The organism is Pseudooceanicola sp. NS-SX9 (assembly GCF_057380705.1).
In genome coordinates this window covers 98,878-115,658 of the sequence record NZ_JBXXRN010000005.1, presented here as the reverse complement: position 1 = coordinate 115,658, position 16,781 = coordinate 98,878, and the positions used below count along the sequence as shown (strand labels likewise).

Below are 16,781 nucleotides of genomic sequence, written 5' to 3'. Positions count from 1 at the left end.
GGTCGGATGGCGCGCAGGTTTGCCTTCGGTAGGGGCCGCGTCTAGGCAGGGGCATGATCCTGCGTCAGGCCACCCCACGCGACCACGATGCGCTGGCCGCTCTTTACCGCGCCTGGTTTCAGGAGGCGGGCCTGACGATGACGCCTGCGGCCATCGGGCGAAACCTGCATGGGCTGATGGCCGATCCGCGGGCCGGGGTCTTTCTGGTGGCCTCGCGCGGGGTGATGACAGGCTTTGCCTGGGTGACGCTCAGCTTCGGGGTGCAGCAGGGCTGCACGGCTGTGCTCGGAGATCTCTACGTCGCACCGGCCTGCCGGGGGCGCGGCTGGTCGCTGCGACTGGCAGAGGCGGCGCTGGACTGGGCCCGGGGCCGGGGTGCCGCCGAAATGGTGCTGATGCTGGGCCCCGGCACCGGCCATCCGGCCGAGCTGGACCGCCTGGGCCGACGCCTGGGATTTCACGATGCCGGGCGACGGATGCTGGCCCGCCCCCTGCCCGCCCCCGGAGACTGAGTCCCGGACCGAGTCGCAATGAGTCTGCCCCCTGCCCCGCCGGATGACCTGACTCAGCCCCTTGGTGATCGACAAAGATGCCGCAAAGGAATTTCCCAAAGCACTGATTTTAAATGAAAATCACTGATCAGGCCTGCATGGATATCTCAACCATGCAGCATCATGTCAGTAAATTCTGGATTTCTGTAGAATCGCCGATATAAACGAGAAAACAAAACAACGGGCACGAGGCAAGACGCGTGGCGGACCTACTGGCTTCCGAGCAGCTGATGCGCTTCAGCGAAATCATCGACAACGCGCTGATTCAGCAGCGCGAGCTTTTGCATTCGCCGGACAAGCGTAAGTCCGACAAGCCGCTGCGCAGCTTCTCGGTCCGCGAAGTGTCTCATGCGCTGCGGGTCAAGTACAACTCGCTTCGGCAGTATCTGAACACGCTCCCCGGGATGCCGGCGGGGACGCTGGAAACCGGCAATCGCAAGATGTTCACCGCCGAAGAGGTGAACCAGATCCTCCAGGTGCTGAAAGCCGAGGGCAAGATCGGTCTGGACCGCTACCCGCGCCGGATGCCCGGCGATGCCCAGGCGCGGCTGGTGGTCTACAACCTGAAGGGCGGGGTTTCGAAGACCTCGCTTTCGGCCAACCTGGCGCAGTTCCTGGCGCTGCGTGGCTACCGGATCCTGGTCATCGACCTGGACCCACAGGCCAGCTTCTCGGACATGTTCGACATTCAGGCGGATGTCGACGAGCTGCCCTCGATCTACGATGTGCTGCGCTACGAGGATCCGCGTACGGGCGCCGTGCCCCTGCCGATTACCGAAGCGATTCAAGCCACTTACGTGCCAAACATCGATATCGTCCCGGGCTCTATGTCGATGACCGAATTCGAATTCGAGACCTCGGCCAGCTTCCGGGCGGGGGATGGGGGCACGCCGTTCCACCGCCGCATCGCCGATGCGCTGGAGCAGGTCGACGAATATTACGACCTGGTCCTGTTCGACACCCCCCCCCACATGAGCTTTGCCGTGATCGCCGCGGTCTATGCCGCACGCGGCATGCTGATCCCGCTGTCGGCGGGCATGCTGGATGTGGTGTCGCTGGCCAAGTTCCTGGAACTTGCCGCTGGCACCATGGAGGTGGTCGAGCAGCACCAGGACAAGCGTTATGACTTCATCCGCTTCGTGCTGACCCGCTATTCCGCATCCGATCCGGCGCAGCTGCAGTTGTCGTCCTTCCTGCGCACCCATCTGCGCGACGCGATGCTGAAGCATGATTTCGTCAGCTCGACCGCCATCGCGGATGCCGGCAACACGATGAACCCGCTGCTGGAAATCGACCCCTCCGGCTTCCACCGCAAGACCTATGACCGCATCTTCGAGAGCCTCTCGGGTATCACCGACGAGGTCGACGCAGAGATCATGCGATCCTGGGGCCGCACCCCCTTCGAACGGGAGGATGACTGATGGCGCGCAAACCCCGCACCGCCTTCCCCGCGCAACCCGGCAGCGGCAGCGAACCCCCCGAGGACAGCGGCCGCCGCCCCCGTCGCGCACCGATGTTCGTCAAGGGCGCCGCCAGCCTTGACACCGCCCAGCAAAGTGCCGCCGCCGAAACGCGGATGTACCGGATGCTGCCGGTCGATCTGATCGACCCCTCGCCGATCCGCGACCGGATCGACATCAGCGAGGACCTGGAGACGCTGAAGCGCAGCCTGGCCGAGGAAGGCCAGCAGATCCCGATCCTGGTGCGCCCCAAGCCCGACAGCGACCGCTTCGAGATCGTCACCGGCCGCCGCCGCCTGCAGGCCACCCGTGAGATCGGGCGTGACCAGATCCAGGCCTTCGTGCGCCGGATGAGCGATGAAGAGGCCTTCATCGCCCAGGGCGTGGAAAACAACGCCCGGCTGGAAACCTCGTTCATCGAGCGGGCGCGGACGATCCTGTCGGCGCTGGAAAGCGGCTTTACCCAGGTTCAGGTCGAGAAATTCCTGGGCGTCGATCAGACGATGATCAGCCGGATGAAGACGATCTACACCGCCCTGGGCGAGGCCCTGGTCCTGGCGATCGGCCCAGCCCGTGGCGTCGGACGGCGCAAGTGGGAACGGCTGGCCCGCCTGGTCACCGACAGCGGCACCGATACCCTGGCCCTCTCGGCCGAGGTCCCTGCCCTGCCCGACAGCGTCGAGCGTTTCGATGCGCTGGCCGCCCTGATGGAGCGCCGCGCCCCCAAGGCCCCCCGCCCCGTGGCCACCAAACCCGAGGCGCTGGCCCTGCCCCATGGCATCAGCGCCGCGCGCCGGGGCAAGGCCCTGACGCTGCGCGCCGGCCGCGACACCCCCGAGGGGCTGCTGGATTTCCTGGAAGCAAGGCTGCCGGCCCTGCTGCGGGATTACGACACCAAAACCGACTGATCGCGGACAACCGCGGCACCAACACCTAACCGAGGGAGCAGACAGGAAGGCAAAAAGAAGACCCCCCAAAGCCGAAGCTCTGAAGGGCCGTCACGTTGTGTAGCAACTTCCTGATAGCCGGATCAGCGCCTGCGTTCAACACCGAAGTTCGGTGAACGGGAATTCTTTGCCGTCTGATACGATATGAAGCACATCACTCCGGCAGATTTTCTGCCCGGGGACGGAAGGCTGTTGTCTCCGGCCCCACGGCCCGGCCATTTCATCCTGGATCGCTGGGAAGTCCTTCAGCTGGTGAAGGACACGGCCCGCCAGACCGGCCTGGGCGAACGCGAAATCGCGGTTCTGGCGGCCCATCTGGGCGTGCTGACCAAGGGCCCGGTGCGTGCCGATCAGCTGCTGATCTCTTATGCGCAGGTCACGGGCACCATGCTGCAGCGCGCCAACTGCATGGATGAACGTCGGTTCCGGCGCGGCGAAGCCCGGCTTGAGGAACTGGGCTTTGTCCAGCGGCGCTTCAGCGGCAATGGCCGTCGCTATCCCGTGCGCGGCCCCGGCGGCGAGGTCATCGAAGCCTATGGCATCGACCTGCGTCCGCTGTTCCTGCGCCATGCCGAGCTTTTGTCACTGAAAGACGCGGCCGAGGCGCAGGCTCGAACCCGAGAGGCCCTGCGATCGCGTCTTTCGGCGGCATTGTCGGCACACCGGCGCAGCCTGCAGGAACGTCTGGGTGCCCTGCCCGCGGACATCGAGGATCTGCACCGCCGGCTGCGCAACCTTCTGCGCCGCACGGCCACCACCCTGACCGAGATGCAGGCCGCCGAAGCCGAACTGAGCCGGGTGCTCGATCCCAGCCCTGCCCCGCAGCCGGACAGTTCAGCCGCCAATGCCGGACAGGATGACCGGCACTCTGAGACTCAAGGAAAAGAATTTATAGATCCCATATCCGACCTCCACCGCCTTTGGCCCCAGATGACCGAAATTGCCAGCTTTTACCCAAGCCCCCCACGCTCTTTGCCGGATGCAATGCGACGGCTTCAGGAATTTTCTTCTTTCTTGGGAATAAGGCAGGACAGCTTGCGCCGTGCGCTGCAAAATATACCACCAATTGCCTTGTTGAGGCTGGTGGACCAGATCGCGGGGCGTCTGGACCGGATCAACAATCCAAACGGCTATCTTCTGAAGCTCGCCGTCCAGGGTTCAGCGCGTTTATGACCGCGGTCATAGATTATGTCCGCGGTCATAAATCGCGCATGACGAGCTTTGCGGATCGAAACTGCTGCCCGGGAATGCGTCTAAGACCCGGCCCTCAGGCCCGAGGCATTTCCGCTGAAACGGGTAGGCGCATTCGGGCAAGGGCGGTCCAATAGGCCACGCCGGGTCCGATCGCCGCATCATTGAAGTCGAATTCCGAGCTGTGCAGGGATGCCGAAGGCCCATTGCCGATCAGACCGTAAGCGCCCGGGACCTGCCGCAGGATGAAGGCAAAGTCCTCGGAAACCATCATCGCAGGCCAATCGCCTTGCACGGCTGCCTTGCCCGCGGACATAGTCATGGCCTGCACGGCGCGGTGCACTTCCTCTGGGTCATTGACAAGCGGTGGATAGGGCGAAATCGGCGGTCGCCGGATCAGCGCCTCGCAGCCATAGGCCTGGGCAGTGGCTGCGGCAATACGGGTGATTTCAGCGTCGATGCGGGTTGCCACGGTTTCCGAGAAGGCGCGAAACCCCACCCGCAACTCGACACTGTCCGGGATGACATTGAAGGCCGATCCGCCATGGATCGATGTGACCGACACAACGGCATCCTCTCGTGGATCGAGCGCCCTTGACGCAATGCTTTGCAGGGCCACGACCAGATGGCTGGCCGCCAGCACCGGATCCCGCCCCCGCTGCGGTTCCGAGGAATGACTGCCCTGCCCTTTCACGGTGATGAACATCCCGTCGACCGAGGCCATCATGCCGCCTGCACGGATTGCAAAATGGCCCAAAGGCAGCTCGGGCGAGATGTGCAGACCGAAGGCGGCCGCCACGGGCCAGCGGCGCAGCAGGCCATCGTCGATCATCGCCTGTGCCCCGGCCTGTCCTTCCTCGGCGGGCTGAAAGCAAAAGACCAGCGTGCCGTCGAAATCCCGCGTCTGCGCCAGGTGGCGGGCCGCCCCCAGCAGCATCACGGTATGGCCGTCGTGGCCACAGGCATGCATCTGCCCCGTCGTGGCCGAGGCCCAGGGCAGGTTGCCGGTTTCCGTGATCGGCAGCGCATCCATGTCGGCCCGCAGCAGCAGGCGCCGGGATGCGTCATGGGCCGGACCCGCCGCGCCGTGCAGCAGGCCTACGACACCGGTTCGGCCAATGCCTTCGTGCACCTCGTCCAGGCCGAAGGCGCGCAGGCGCTCGGCCACCAGGCCAGCGGTGCGCGGCAGGTCGTACATCAGTTCAGGGTGGCGATGCAGGTCCCGGCGCCAGTCGGTCAGCTCGGGCAGAAGGGCGCGGATCGTGTCGGGAAGCATCGTCATCATGCGACCTCGAAGAAGGGGGCCAGGCGTTGGAAGCCCCGTGGACCCGCGGCCTGTTCCAGCAGTCCGGCCAGACCGAACAACAGGTCTTCGCGGCCCGGACCGGCGGCCATCTGGATGCCGATGGGCAGCCCGCCCGCGCTGAGGCCCGCAGGCACCGAAATGGCAGGCAGACCCGACAGGTTCATGATCGGCGTATATGGAATGACGGCGTAATGCGCTGCCAGATAGGATGCGTAGTCGCCGCGATACTGCAGGCTGCCGGTCTTCTGCGCCAGCGCTGGCATGACCGGGGACAACAGGATGTCGTGGCTGCAGAAGTAGCTGGCAAAGTCGCGGGTCAGGGCATCGCGCTGCCAGAGCACCTTCAGCAGATCCTCGGCGCTCATGCGCTCGGCATCGGCGGCCACTGCGGCGGTGGCGGGTTCGACCAGATCCGCGTAAGGGCCGGTTTGCCTGGTTGCGGCCTGGGTCTGACGGATCGCCGCCAGCAGATTGGCCGAGATGATCTTCCACAGGACCTCGCAGCACAGGCCATGGTCCAGGACCGGGTCGGCCTCTTCGACGATGTGGCCCATGTCTTCCAATGCGCGCGCCGTTCGCAGCAGGGCGGCGGTGATTTCGGGGTCAGTCGGGTGGACACCCTCGGCGTGGCGCGACAGGCCGATGCGCAATGGCCGGGCGGGCAGGCGACCGACGGTGTCGACATAGGGCATTTCGCCATGGGGAGCACCGTAGGCTGCCGCGGGTTCCCATCCCTTCGAGACGTCAAGAAAGCCCGCACTGTCACGGACGCTGCGGGTCAGGACGTGATTGGTGGCAAGGCCATTCCAGGCTTCTCCGACCATTGGCCCCGGGGGGATGCGTCCGCGCGACGGCTTCAATCCGATCAGCCCGGTCTGGGCGGCGGGCTTGCGGATCGATCCTGCGCCGTCCGATCCCTGCGCCACCGGCACGATCCCCGCCGCCACCACCGCCGAGGACCCGCCCGAAGATCCCCCCGGCGTGTGCCCAAGGTTCCAGGGGTTGCGCGTCGTGCCATGCAGCGCCGAGCAGGTCTCGGGGAAGATGCCGAACTCGGGCGAGGCCGTCTTGCCGAAGATCACCACCCCGGCATCCAGATATCGCTGGACCGAGGTGCGGGTCCGGCAGGCAGGCGGCGACCCGGCCAGCATCCGGGTGCCGTCGGTTCCCATCGTGCCCTCCAGCGCCGAGGACAGGTCCTTCAGCAGCATCGGCACGCCGCCGAAAACCCCCCGGGGCTTGGTGCGGGCGCGGGTCCGGGCGATGTCCCGAAAATCCACCGTGATGGCGTTCAGCCTGGGCTGGGCCTCGTCGGCGAGGGTCAGTGCGATTTCCAGCAGTTCGCTTGCCGTGGTCTGGCCATCGCGGACGGCCCCGGCAAGGGCTGTCGCATCCATCGACAGGTAATCGGAACGGTTCATGACTCATCTCTCCTTGGTGAAACGGGGGGCGGTATCGGCGCGCCAGAAGGCAATGTCGTCTTGCACGACGGCCATGGCGCGGGTCGCATCGCGGGCGGCAACGGCGGTCCAGAGCGCTCTCTGGGTCTCGATGATGCGGGTCTTGTGGGCGCTGTCGTCCTGGATCTTGTTGACGGCAGTCAACACGAACAGGCGGCGGAACATCCATTGGACATGCTCGGCCAGGAAGCGGTTGGTCATCCGGCCGACGATCTCCTGCCGGTAGGCGAAGGCGGTTTCGACAAAGCGGGCCTTGTCGCTGCAGTCGATGGTGGCCAGCCGGTCCAGGAAATGCAGTGGCGCCGAGGCATCGGGCTGGTTCAGGAAATGCGTCACCATCGCCGGGTCGATCCAGGCCTTCACCTCGTAAAGGTCATGGATCTCGGCCTGGGTGAAATCGGCGATGAAAAAGCCCAGGCGGGGCCGGCTGATGATAAAGCCCTGGCCCTCCAGCTCGCGGGCGGCCTCGCGGACCGGCCCCCGAGAGATGCCCAGCTGGTCGGCCAGATGGACCTCGTTCAGGCGGGCGCCTGGGGTCATCGTGCCATCGGCGATCATGCCGATCAGCCTGTCACGGACGATTTCGGACAGCGGTCGATGGGCCAGTTTCTGGATGGGGGTGGTCAACGGTATTTACTCCTTGGGGTCGTGATGCGGGATGGGGATCCCTCGGCGCCCTGTGCCGCCGGTCTATTGCGCTGTGGGGCATGCAACAGGGCATCCCGCCGGAGGCCGTCCGGCCGGGGCAGGGGCCATCTGTCCGCGGACAGAAAGGGCAGAGCCGGGGCGCTTTTCGTAAGCTCGCTGTAAGACATTCGGGCTATCGCAGTTGCACTGGCGTCAGGGCGCCCGGCCACGATATGAAAATCCCAACACGTCTTGTCAACGGTTAACTGTTAACAGTTTATAAACGGCGCGACCGCTGCTGTCGGAAAGGGCAGGGGCCCCGCAGGGCCCCCGGACGTCGATCAGGCGATCACCAGCGCCTCGGCGAAGGTGACGAGGCTGCGGATGGCCTCTGACAATGCGTCGTCGGGCAGCGTCAGCGCGATGCGCAGGTGACCCGCAGCGGCGCGCCCAAAGCTTTCACCCGGCATGACGGCAATCCGGGCATCTTCGATCAGGCGGCGGGCGAAGGCTTCGCCCGAAAGGCCCGTGGCGCGGATGTCCAGCATCACGTACATGGCGCCCGCCGCCGGGGCCATGCGCACCACCTGGCTGCCGGCGATGGCGGCCTGCACCAGGGCGCGGCGGCGGCGGAAGGGGGCGGCGATCTCGTCCTCGAAGGCGGGGCCCATCCGCAGGGCCGCCAGGGCGCCCATCTGGATGTAGGGCACGACGCCGTAGGTGGTGTTGGTGGCCAGCACCGTTGCTGCCTCGACGACCTCTTCGGGGGCCACCAGCCAGCCCAGCCGCGATCCGGTCATGGCGTGGCTTTTCGACATCGAGCCGATGACGATGGTGCGTTCAGCCATGCCGGGCAGGCTGCGCGGGCTCAGGTGGCGCCCCTCCCAGACCTGGGTGTCATAGACCTCGTCCGAGATCAGCCACATGCCCGCCTCGCGGCACGCCCCCGAGACCGCCTCGACGGTTTCCGGGGAGTATACGACGCCGGTGGGGTTGTTGGGGCTGTTGATCAGCAGGCTGCGGGCGCGGGTGCCGTCCTGGGCCCGCAGGATCGCCTCGGCTTTCGGCTGGAACCCGTCAGCGGCATGGGCGGGGACCGCCACGGGGGTGGCGCCGGTCGCCAGGATCGTCGTCGGATAGGTGGGATAATGCGGCGTCACGTAAAGCCCGCTGTCGCCTTCATCCAGCAGCACCATCTGGGCCGAGAACAGCGCCGACTGGCCGCCGGGCGTGACGATGATGTTCTCGGGGCGGGTCGGGGTGCCGGTACGGGCGGTGACGCGTTCGGCAATGGCGCGACGCAGCTCTGGCAGGCCGGGGCCGAAGGTATAGCCGGTCAGGCCCGCCAGCGCGGCCTCGTGCATGGCTTGCAGCACCCGCGGATCGGTGGTGCGGTCGGGTTCTCCGATGGTGAGGTTCAGCACCTGCTCTCCGGCGGCGATCAGGGCGCGGGCGCGATAGACGATCTCCCAGCCGTCGCTGCCGGCGGCCTGGATACGGGGAATGCGGGGACCGATCTGCATGAAACCTCCGGTAGGGCAGGGGACCCGGCCTGCTTCGCATATTTTCCGGGGAACGAGAACGCCCCCCGGCATTCCAATATGTCATGTCGGAAACAACCGGGGGCGATCATTGACCGGACGGCGCCACTTTGCGCGGGGCTTGCACCCCGGGACATCCGCAGTATCCCCTGTGCGGGACATGACCGACAGATGCGGAAAGGCGACACGATGAACCCCGACCTTCGGCAGGCCCGGATCCTGCAGCTGCTGGAGCGGTGCCGCCAGGCCACCGTCGGAGAGCTTTCAGAAGAGATGGGCGTCTCGGCCGAGACCATCCGCCGCGACCTGACCGCGCTGTCGGCCCGCGGTGCGGTGCACAAGTTCCACGGCGGCGCCGCGCTGCCCATCGCCTCCGAGCAGGTCGAGACCGCCTTCCAGGCGCGGATGCATGAAAACGCCAGCGCCAAGCAGCGCATCGCCCGGGCGGTGACAGGGCTGCTGTGCGCCGGTGACAGCGTGATGATGGACACTGGCACCACGACGCTGTGCCTGGCGCAGGCGCTGCGCGACAGCGACGTGCCGCTGACGGTGATCACCAATGGCGTGCAGATCGCCCGGACGCTGGCGGGCTCGGTCCACCGGGTCTTCCTGTTGGGCGGCGAATTCCGCCCCGAGGCCGAGGAAAACCTGGGCGCGCTGACGCTGGAACAGATCGCCCGGTTTCGGCCCCGCCATGCGGTGATCACGGTGGGGGCCGTCGATGCCTCGGGGATCATGGACTATTCCCTGGCCGAAACGGAGGTCGCCCGCGCCATGGTCGCCGCCGCGACCGAGGTCACGGTGATCGCCGATGCCTCGAAGATCGGGCGACGGGCGCTGTTCTCGGTGGCGGGGCTTGGGGGCGTCGATCGGCTGGTCACCGAGGCCCTGCCCGAGGGCCATGCGGCAGAGGCGCTGAAAGCGGCAGCTCTCGAAATCGTGATCTGCGGATTTGACTGAATCCACATATAATCCTGTCATGACTCACCAAATCGGGCAATTCCGGTCATACAAGGTCTGAAAATATGTGGAATCGGCCAAAATATGGTGGGGCAGGGCAATGGGATCTATGATGTCGCCGTGATCGGCGGCGGCGTTGTCGGCTGCGCCACGGCGCGGCGTTTCGCACTGGAAGGCGCCCGGGTGGTGCTGATCGAGAAGGGCGCCGACATCCTTTCCGGCGCCAGCAAGGCCAACAGCGCCATCCTGCACACCGGCTTTGACGCGCCTCCGGGGTCGCTGGAACTGGCCTGCATGACGGCGGGACATGCGGAATACCTGCAGATCCGCGACCGGCTGAACCTGCCCCTGCTGGAGACCTCGGCGATCCTGGCGGCCTGGAACGACGCGGAAGAGGCGGCGCTGGACGGCATCGTGGCCCAGGCGCAGGCCAATGGTGTCGCGGATGTGCACCGCATCGACCGGGCCGAGGTGCTGGCCCGCGAACCTGCGCTGTCGGGCGATGTGCGGGCGGGCGTGCTGGTGCCGCGGGAATTCGTGATCGACCCGTGGTCGGCGCCCTTGGCCTATCTGCAGCAGGCCATGGCCCACGGCGCCTGCGTGCGGCGTGGCACCGTGGTCACGGGCGGCGATTTCGACGGCGTGACCTGGCGGCTGCAGACCACCGGCGGGCCGGTGCTGGCGGGCGATGTGATCAACTGCGCCGGCCTTCAAGGTGACCGGATCGAGACGCAGCTGCTGGGCGATGCGCAGTTCTCGATCCATCCGCGCAAGGGGCAGTTCGTGGTCTACGACAAGGCCGCCGCCCGGCTGCTGAACGCCATCCTGCTGCCGGTCCCCAACGAACGCACCAAGGGCATCGTCCTGACCCGGACGATCTTCGGCAACCTGCTGGTCGGCCCCACGGCCGAGGAACAGGACGACCGCGACCATGCGCGCCTGGACCAGGGGGTACTGGAAATGCTGATGCGCGCGGCCGAGGCCCGCATCCCCGCCCTGCGCGACATGCCCGTGACGGCGATCTACGCGGGCCTGCGCCCGGCCAGCGAGGCCAAGCACTATCGCATCCGGCAGGACCCCGCGCGCCACTGGATCACCCTTGGCGGCATCCGCTCGACCGGGCTGACGGCCTCGCTGGGGCTGGCGCAGCACGCCTTCAGCCTGTGGCGCCGCCAGGGGCAGACGCAGCCCCCCGATCCGGTCCTGTGGCCGAAGGTGCCGAACCTGGCCGAACACCTGCCCCGCGATGCGCAGGCCCCCCACCCGGGCGAGATCCTGTGCCATTGCGAACTGGTCACCCGCCGCGAGGTCGAGGCCACCTTCGACACCCCCCTGCCGCCCGGGGATCTGGGCGGGCTGAAGCGGCGCACCCGGGCCTGCATGGGGCGCTGTCAGGGGTTCTACTGCGGTGCCCGTCTGGCGCGGCTTGCAGGCGATCGCCTCGATGCGCCCCTGTCCGAGGAGATCGGCGCATGAACCTGCCGCCCATTGCCGCCGATCATGACGTGATCATCGTGGGCTCGGGGCCGGCGGGGCTGTCGGCGGCGCGTATGCTGCGGGCGGCGGGCGTGGCGCGCGTGCTGGTGCTGGAACGCGACCAGGAGGCGGGAGGGACCTCGCGCCACTGCGGCCACCCGCCCTTCGGCTGGAACGAATACCGCCGCATCCTGACCGGCCCCGCCTATGCCCGCCGCAACCTTGCCGAGGCGCAGCAGGCGGGGGCGGTGATCCGCACCGGCTGCACCGTCACCGCGATCGGCCCGGGCGGCGTGCTGGACGTGCTGACGCCCGAAGGCGCCGTGACCCTGACCGCCCGCCGCATCCTTCTGGCCACCGGCGCGCGCGAGGCGCCGCGCTCGGCGCGCCTGCTGCCGGGCGACCGGCCCGTCGCGATGATCGAAACGGCGCCCCGGCCGCTTGCCCGCCGTCCCTTCCTGGCGCTGCCGCAGCTGCTGGGCCTGCCTGTCCATACGGGTGCGAATGTTCTGCGGATCGAGGGCACCGGCCGCGTCGAGGGGCTGACCTTCCGCGACGCATCGGGGCGCGAACGGCACTATGACTGCGACGGCGTTCTGCTGAGCGGCCAGTTCACCCCCGAGGCTTCGCTGGCGCGGCTGGCCGGACTGGCCGTCGATCCCGGCATCGGCGGCCCCGAAATCGACCAGTTCGGCCGCACCTGCGATCCCGCGATCTTTGCCGCCGGCAACATGCTGCGCCCGGTCGAGACCGCCGGCTGGTCCTGGCGCGAGGCCCGCGCCATCGCGGGCTTCATCGCCCGCGACCTGAAGGGCGATCTGCCGGGGCCCGGGGGGGCGGTGGCGATCCGCTGCACGGCGCCGCTGCGCTACGTGGTGCCGCAAAGGCTGGTGCCCGCCGCCCCGGGGGACGGGCTGGCGCAGCTGCAGCTGCGCGTCGCCGCCCCCGCGCAGGGCCGCCTGAGCGTGATCTCTGACGCCGGCGCAACCGCGCTTGCCCCGGCGCGGCGCCTGCTGCCGGAACGGCGCATCCTTCTGCCCCTCGACACCCTTCGGGACCGGTCCGGGGCCCTTTGCATCGGCCTTTCCGACTGACGATCCCGCCGGGCGCAACAGCCCTGCGGCAAGACCAAGAAAACCAACCAACAGTGAGGACAAGATGGTCAAAGACCCCAGAAGTCCGACCCCGGGAACCGATGTTTCCGCCTTCGGATACAAGCAGGAACTGTAACGCGGCACCGGGCGCTTCGCCTCCTTCGCCTTCGTTTCGATCGCGACCGGCATCTTCACGACATACGGCGCCGTCCTGAACAGCTCGGGTCCCGCCGGGATCTGGACCTGGCCGGTGGTGGTCGCGGGCCAGCTGATGGTGGCGATGGTCTTCGGATCGCTTGCGGCACGGATCCCGGTCTCGGGCTATTCCTACCAGTGGATGTCGCGGCTGGCGAACCCGGTGATCGGCTGGATCATCGGCTGGATCTCTTTCACCTTCTTCGCCATCGTCTCGGTCGCGGTGGATTATACCATCGCTTCCAGCGTGCTGCCGGTGCTGTTGGGCTACCAGGGTTCGGCCGGGGGCGCCTGGGCGATCACCGCGCTGGTGCTGGTGGTGCAGGGGCTGTTGGTGGGCTTTTCGACGAAATGGACCGAGCGCGTCAACAACCTGGCCGTCAGCGTCGAGCTGATCGGGATGATCCTGCTGGTGGTGCTGTTGCTGGCGGCGGGGCTGATCACCCATGCGATGCGGGCGGGCAACCTGTTCAGCACCGGGGCCGTGGCCCATCCCGGCTATCTGTCCTTCGGCACGCTGACCCATGTGGGCCCCTGGATCATGGGGACGCTGCTGGGCTCTTTCACCATCGTGGGTTTTGAATCCGCCGCCAACCTGGCCGAGGAAACCGAGCGCCCCGCCACCGTCGTGCCGCGCGCGATGATCCAGGCGGTGCTGGCCTCGGGGATCCTGGGCTTTCTGTTCCTGCTGGTCGTCACCCTGCTGGCGGGCGATCCGGCAACGCTGGCACAGTCCGACGCGCCGGTGGCGCAGGTGATTTCGGGGGTGCTTGGGGCCTATGTGGGCACGGCGCTGTTGCTGATGGTGGTGCTGGCGATCTTCGCCTGCGGCATGGTCATCCTGATGAGCGGCGTGCGCCTGGTCTGGGCGATGTCGCGCGATGCGCGTTTCCCGGGCCATGCGGTGCTGCGCCGGGTCAGCCCGAAGACCGGCACGCCGCTTGCGGCCACGGTCATGATGACCATCGTCAGCCAGCTGATCCTGGCCATCTTCGCGCGCGAGACCAACGTCCTCTTCGATCTCTTCTCGGCCGCGACGCTGCTGCCGGCGATCATCTACGCGGCGACGGTTGCCCTTTACATCGTCAGGCGCCGCCACCTGCCGCCCAGCCGCGGCTTCACCCTGGGCCGCTATGAAACCCCGGTGCTGGTCATCGCCACCCTCTGGCTGCTGTTCGAGCTGCTGATCTTCCGGGATGCGTCCTTTGAGGTGCCGTGGATCTATGTGCTGGTGATGGTGGCGATCGGGCTGGTCTATCTGGGCGTGCTGCTGGCGACGCGCGGTCTGGTGGCGCTCGACATGCCCAACATGGCACCGGTCGAGGCCGCGCTGGACGCCCCCGCAGGGGCGCGGCGGGCATGACGACGGTCCTGGCCATCGATCAGGGGACCTCGGGGACGAAGGCGGTCGTGATCGACGCAGAGGGCCGCATTCGCGGCCTGTCCGAGGCCCCCCTGACCCCGCATTACGGCGCGGGCGGCGTGGTCGAGCAATCCCCCGAGGCCCTTTGGGCCTCGGTTCTGGGGGCGGGGCAGGCGGCGGTGGCACAGGCGGGCTGTCCCATCGACATCGTGACGCTCGCCAACCAGGGCGAGACGGTGCTGGCCTGGGATCCCGATACCGGCACCCCGCTGACGCCGCTGATCGTCTGGCAGGACCGCCGCGCAGAAACCGTCTGCCGGGCGCTGCAGGCGCATTCCGGGCATGTTGCCGCGCGCACGGGGCTGGTCCTTGATCCCTATTTCTCGGCGCCCAAGCAGGCCTGGATCCGACGGAACCTGACCCGAAGGGGCGTGGTGACGACCTCGGACGTGTGGCTTTTGCACCGGTTGACCGGGGCCTTCGTGACCGATGCCAGCACCGCCAGCCGCTCCCTGGTCACGACGCTGGAGACCGGGGCCTGGGATCCGGAGATGCTGGCGCTTTTTGGCCTGCAGGACGAGGCACTGCCGCATATCGCCGCCTCGGACGAGATCATCGGCGAGACCACCGCCTTTGGCGGCCGCATCCCGGTGGGCGGGCTGGTGGTGGATCAGCAGGCGGCGCTGCTGGGCGAAGGCTGCCTGACGCCCGGCGCCGCGAAATGCACCTTCGGCACCGGGGCCTTCCTGCTGGTCAATGCAGGCGACAGGCCGGTGCGGTCGGCGCGGGGGCTGTCGAGTTCGGCGGCGTGGCGCTGCGAGGGCGCGCTGACCTATTGCCTGGACGGGCAGGTCTTCACCGCCGGATCGGCAGTGCGCTGGATCCGGCAGCTGGGTCTGATCGGATCACCCGCCGATCTGGACCGGGTGGCGGGGCAGGCGGGGGGCGATCAGGCACTTTTCGTGCCGGCTCTTGCGGGGCTGGGCGCGCCCTGGTGGCGGCCCGATGCGGCGGCCAGCTTTTCCGGGATGACGCTGGCCTCGGGGCCGGGGGATCTGGTGCGGGCGCTGCTGATGGGCATCGCCGCCCAGCTGGCCGAGCTTTGCGCCCTGATGGCCGCGGAAACCGGCGTGCCGATCAGCACGCTGCAGGTCGATGGCGGGCTGGTGCGGTCGGATGTGCTGATGCAGGCGGTGGCGGATCTGACCGGGCTGCCGGTACAGGTCTATCCTTGGGAACATGCGACACCCATGGGGGCGGCCGCGCTGGCCCGCAAGGCGCTGTTGCCCGGTCTGTCGCTGTCGCAGGCGGTGATCGGCTGGACGCCGGCACGCCGGTTTGTGCCGCAATGGTCGGCTGATCGGGCTCAGGATTACCGGGCCCGCTGGCGGGCCGCGGTCGCTGCATTGCCGGATCCGCCGCGGGCAGGATAGGGCGCCTGCCCGCAGTCGGCCTGCAATGGCCCGCAGGGCGCAGCGGGCCGCAGTGGCGGACATCCCGGGCCCGCGCCGACCGGCAGGGCGCGGGACCTCAGAAGGTCCAGTCGGCATCCTCTGTCTCGACGCTGCGGCCGATCACATAGGAGGACCCGGCCCCGGAAAAAAAGTCGTGGTTCTCGCTGTCGGGTGCGAGTGCTGCGAGGATCGCGGGATTGACCGCACAGGCGTCGGCGGGAAAGAGCGCCTCGTATCCGAGGTTCTGCAGCGCCTTGTTGGCATTGTAATGCAGGAAGGCCATGACCTGGCCGGTCAGTCCGACACTGTCGTAAAGCTCGGCGGTGTAGACGGCCTCGATCCCGTAAAGGGCTTCGAGGAGGTCGTGGGCATAGTCGTGCAGCATGGCTTGTCGGGGCGCATCCTGTGCCGCCAGGCCCCGCTGGAACTTGTAGCCGATGTAATGGCCGTGCACCGCCTCGTCACGGATGATCAGCCGGATCAGGTCGGCGGTATTTGTCAGGCAGGCGTGGCTGGACCAGTGCAGCGGCAGATAGAATCCCGAGTAGAACAGGAAGCTTTCCAGCAAGACGCTGGCGATCTTGCGCTTCAGCGGATCGGCCCCCGGGGCGTAGGCATGCCGGATCAGCCGGGCCTTGGCCTGCAGATGGGGATTGGCCTCGGACCATTGGAAGGCCGCGTCGATCTCGGCCGTGGTGCCCAGGGTCGAGAAGATCGAGGAATAGCTGCGCGCATGCACGGCTTCCATGAAGCCTATGTTGCTCAGCACCGCTTCCTCGTGCGGGGTCAGCGCATCCGCCATCATCGCGGGCACGCCGATGCCCTGCTGCAACGTGTCGAGCAGTGTCAGCCCGGTAAAGACCCGCAAGGTCAGGAGCTGCTCATCGGGGGCCAGTCGCGCCCAGCTCTGGACATCGTTCGACAGCGGGATCTTTTCGGGCAGCCAGAAATTCGCGGTCAGGCGGTTCCAGACTTCCAGGTCCTTCGGGTCCTGGAGACGGTTCCAGTTGATGGCGCGGGGGACGGCAATGGGGGCGGGCAATTCGGTCATGAATGTCTCCATCGGGTGAGGGAAGGGGGGGCTCTGCCCCCGTCTCCTGCGGAGACCCCCCGGAGTATTTCGGGCCAGATGACAGGGAACCGGGGGCGTCATCAT

14 protein-coding genes are annotated in these 16,781 nt (G+C 67.4%); 9 read left to right on the top strand and 5 right to left on the bottom strand.

The window, feature by feature from the left end:
- Positions 1 to 53: 53 nt before the first annotated feature.
- The 4 genes from AC2ITM_RS21575 (at position 54) to AC2ITM_RS21560 (ending at position 4,131) form a co-directional block, all read left to right on the top strand.
- Positions 54 to 512, top strand: coding sequence for a GNAT family N-acetyltransferase (locus AC2ITM_RS21575; RefSeq protein ID WP_486470446.1), 459 nt, complete (start codon positions 54 to 56; stop codon positions 510 to 512).
- Positions 513 to 751: 239 nt separating this feature from the next.
- Entirely contained in the window at positions 752 to 1,972 is a 1,221-nt protein-coding gene (locus AC2ITM_RS21570; protein WP_486470445.1) for an AAA family ATPase, read from the top strand.
- Positions 1,972 to 2,919 (top strand): ParB/RepB/Spo0J family partition protein, encoded by a 948-nt coding sequence (locus tag AC2ITM_RS21565; RefSeq protein ID WP_486470444.1) that lies wholly within the window; start codon positions 1,972 to 1,974, stop codon positions 2,917 to 2,919. The genes AC2ITM_RS21570 and AC2ITM_RS21565 overlap by 1 nt, the downstream gene beginning before the upstream one ends.
- Before the next feature lie 183 nt (positions 2,920 to 3,102).
- A complete protein-coding gene (locus tag AC2ITM_RS21560; protein WP_486470443.1) occupies positions 3,103 to 4,131 on the top strand; it encodes a helix-turn-helix domain-containing protein in 1,029 nt (342 codons plus the stop codon).
- A 94-nt stretch (positions 4,132 to 4,225) separates the two neighbouring features.
- Here AC2ITM_RS21560 and AC2ITM_RS21555 read toward each other — a convergent pair whose 3' ends face one another.
- The 4 genes from AC2ITM_RS21555 to AC2ITM_RS21540 form a co-directional block, all read right to left on the bottom strand.
- Positions 4,226 to 5,431, bottom strand: a complete 1,206-nt coding sequence (locus tag AC2ITM_RS21555) for a M20 aminoacylase family protein (protein WP_486470442.1) — start codon at positions 5,429 to 5,431, stop codon at positions 4,226 to 4,228.
- A complete protein-coding gene (locus AC2ITM_RS21550; protein ID WP_486470441.1) occupies positions 5,431 to 6,876 on the bottom strand; it encodes an amidase in 1,446 nt (481 codons plus the stop codon). The genes AC2ITM_RS21555 and AC2ITM_RS21550 overlap by 1 nt, the downstream gene beginning before the upstream one ends.
- A 3-nt stretch (positions 6,877 to 6,879) precedes the next feature.
- Entirely contained in the window at positions 6,880 to 7,542 is a 663-nt protein-coding gene (locus AC2ITM_RS21545) for a GntR family transcriptional regulator (protein ID WP_486470440.1), read from the bottom strand.
- A gap of 341 nt (positions 7,543 to 7,883) precedes the next feature.
- A complete protein-coding gene (locus tag AC2ITM_RS21540; RefSeq protein WP_486470439.1) occupies positions 7,884 to 9,065 on the bottom strand; it encodes a pyridoxal phosphate-dependent aminotransferase in 1,182 nt (393 codons plus the stop codon).
- A gap of 207 nt (positions 9,066 to 9,272) precedes the next feature.
- Between AC2ITM_RS21540 and AC2ITM_RS21535 the strand changes: the two genes are divergently transcribed.
- The 5 genes from AC2ITM_RS21535 to AC2ITM_RS21515 all read left to right on the top strand — a co-directional run bounded on the left by AC2ITM_RS21535 (position 9,273) and on the right by AC2ITM_RS21515 (position 15,604).
- Positions 9,273 to 10,043, top strand: coding sequence for a DeoR/GlpR family DNA-binding transcription regulator (locus AC2ITM_RS21535; protein ID WP_486470438.1), 771 nt, complete (start codon positions 9,273 to 9,275; stop codon positions 10,041 to 10,043).
- 84 nt (positions 10,044 to 10,127) lie between these two features.
- Positions 10,128 to 11,519 (top strand): NAD(P)/FAD-dependent oxidoreductase, encoded by a 1,392-nt coding sequence (locus AC2ITM_RS21530; protein WP_486470437.1) that lies wholly within the window; start codon positions 10,128 to 10,130, stop codon positions 11,517 to 11,519.
- Positions 11,516 to 12,613, top strand: a complete 1,098-nt coding sequence (locus tag AC2ITM_RS21525) for an NAD(P)/FAD-dependent oxidoreductase (RefSeq protein WP_486470436.1) — start codon at positions 11,516 to 11,518, stop codon at positions 12,611 to 12,613. The genes AC2ITM_RS21530 and AC2ITM_RS21525 overlap by 4 nt, the downstream gene beginning before the upstream one ends.
- 175 nt (positions 12,614 to 12,788) lie before the next feature.
- Positions 12,789 to 14,171 (top strand): amino acid permease, encoded by a 1,383-nt coding sequence (locus AC2ITM_RS21520; protein WP_486470449.1) that lies wholly within the window; start codon positions 12,789 to 12,791, stop codon positions 14,169 to 14,171.
- The gene (locus tag AC2ITM_RS21515; protein ID WP_486470435.1) at positions 14,168 to 15,604 is read left to right on the top strand and encodes an FGGY family carbohydrate kinase; all 1,437 of its coding nucleotides are present in this window, start codon (positions 14,168 to 14,170) and stop codon (positions 15,602 to 15,604) included. Before AC2ITM_RS21520 ends, AC2ITM_RS21515 begins: the two co-directional genes overlap by 4 nt.
- Before the next feature lie 97 nt (positions 15,605 to 15,701).
- On the opposite strand, the gene nrdF is transcribed toward AC2ITM_RS21515, so the two are convergent.
- Positions 15,702 to 16,676 (bottom strand): class 1b ribonucleoside-diphosphate reductase subunit beta, encoded by a 975-nt coding sequence (gene nrdF, locus AC2ITM_RS21510; RefSeq protein WP_486470434.1) that lies wholly within the window; start codon positions 16,674 to 16,676, stop codon positions 15,702 to 15,704.
- Between the last annotated feature and the right edge of the window lie 105 nt (positions 16,677 to 16,781).

What these genes read in the sequence shown, in the direction of transcription:
- AC2ITM_RS21575 (WP_486470446.1), top strand. Translation starts at nt 54, where the DNA reads ATGATCCTGCGTCAGGCCACCCCACGCGACCACGATGCGCTGGCCGCT.
- AC2ITM_RS21565 (WP_486470444.1), top strand. Translation starts at nt 1,972, where the DNA reads ATGGCGCGCAAACCCCGCACCGCCTTCCCCGCGCAACCCGGCAGCGGC.
- AC2ITM_RS21560 (WP_486470443.1), top strand. Translation starts at nt 3,103, where the DNA reads ATGAAGCACATCACTCCGGCAGATTTTCTGCCCGGGGACGGAAGGCTG.
- AC2ITM_RS21555 (WP_486470442.1), bottom strand. Translation starts at nt 5,431, where the DNA reads ATGACGATGCTTCCCGACACGATCCGCGCCCTTCTGCCCGAGCTGACC.
- AC2ITM_RS21550 (WP_486470441.1), bottom strand. Translation starts at nt 6,876, where the DNA reads ATGAACCGTTCCGATTACCTGTCGATGGATGCGACAGCCCTTGCCGGG.
- AC2ITM_RS21540 (WP_486470439.1), bottom strand. Translation starts at nt 9,065, where the DNA reads ATGCAGATCGGTCCCCGCATTCCCCGTATCCAGGCCGCCGGCAGCGAC.
- AC2ITM_RS21535 (WP_486470438.1), top strand. Translation starts at nt 9,273, where the DNA reads ATGAACCCCGACCTTCGGCAGGCCCGGATCCTGCAGCTGCTGGAGCGG.
- AC2ITM_RS21530 (WP_486470437.1), top strand. Translation starts at nt 10,128, where the DNA reads ATGGTGGGGCAGGGCAATGGGATCTATGATGTCGCCGTGATCGGCGGC.
- AC2ITM_RS21525 (WP_486470436.1), top strand. Translation starts at nt 11,516, where the DNA reads ATGAACCTGCCGCCCATTGCCGCCGATCATGACGTGATCATCGTGGGC.
- AC2ITM_RS21515 (WP_486470435.1), top strand. Translation starts at nt 14,168, where the DNA reads ATGACGACGGTCCTGGCCATCGATCAGGGGACCTCGGGGACGAAGGCG.
- nrdF (WP_486470434.1), bottom strand. Translation starts at nt 16,676, where the DNA reads ATGACCGAATTGCCCGCCCCCATTGCCGTCCCCCGCGCCATCAACTGG.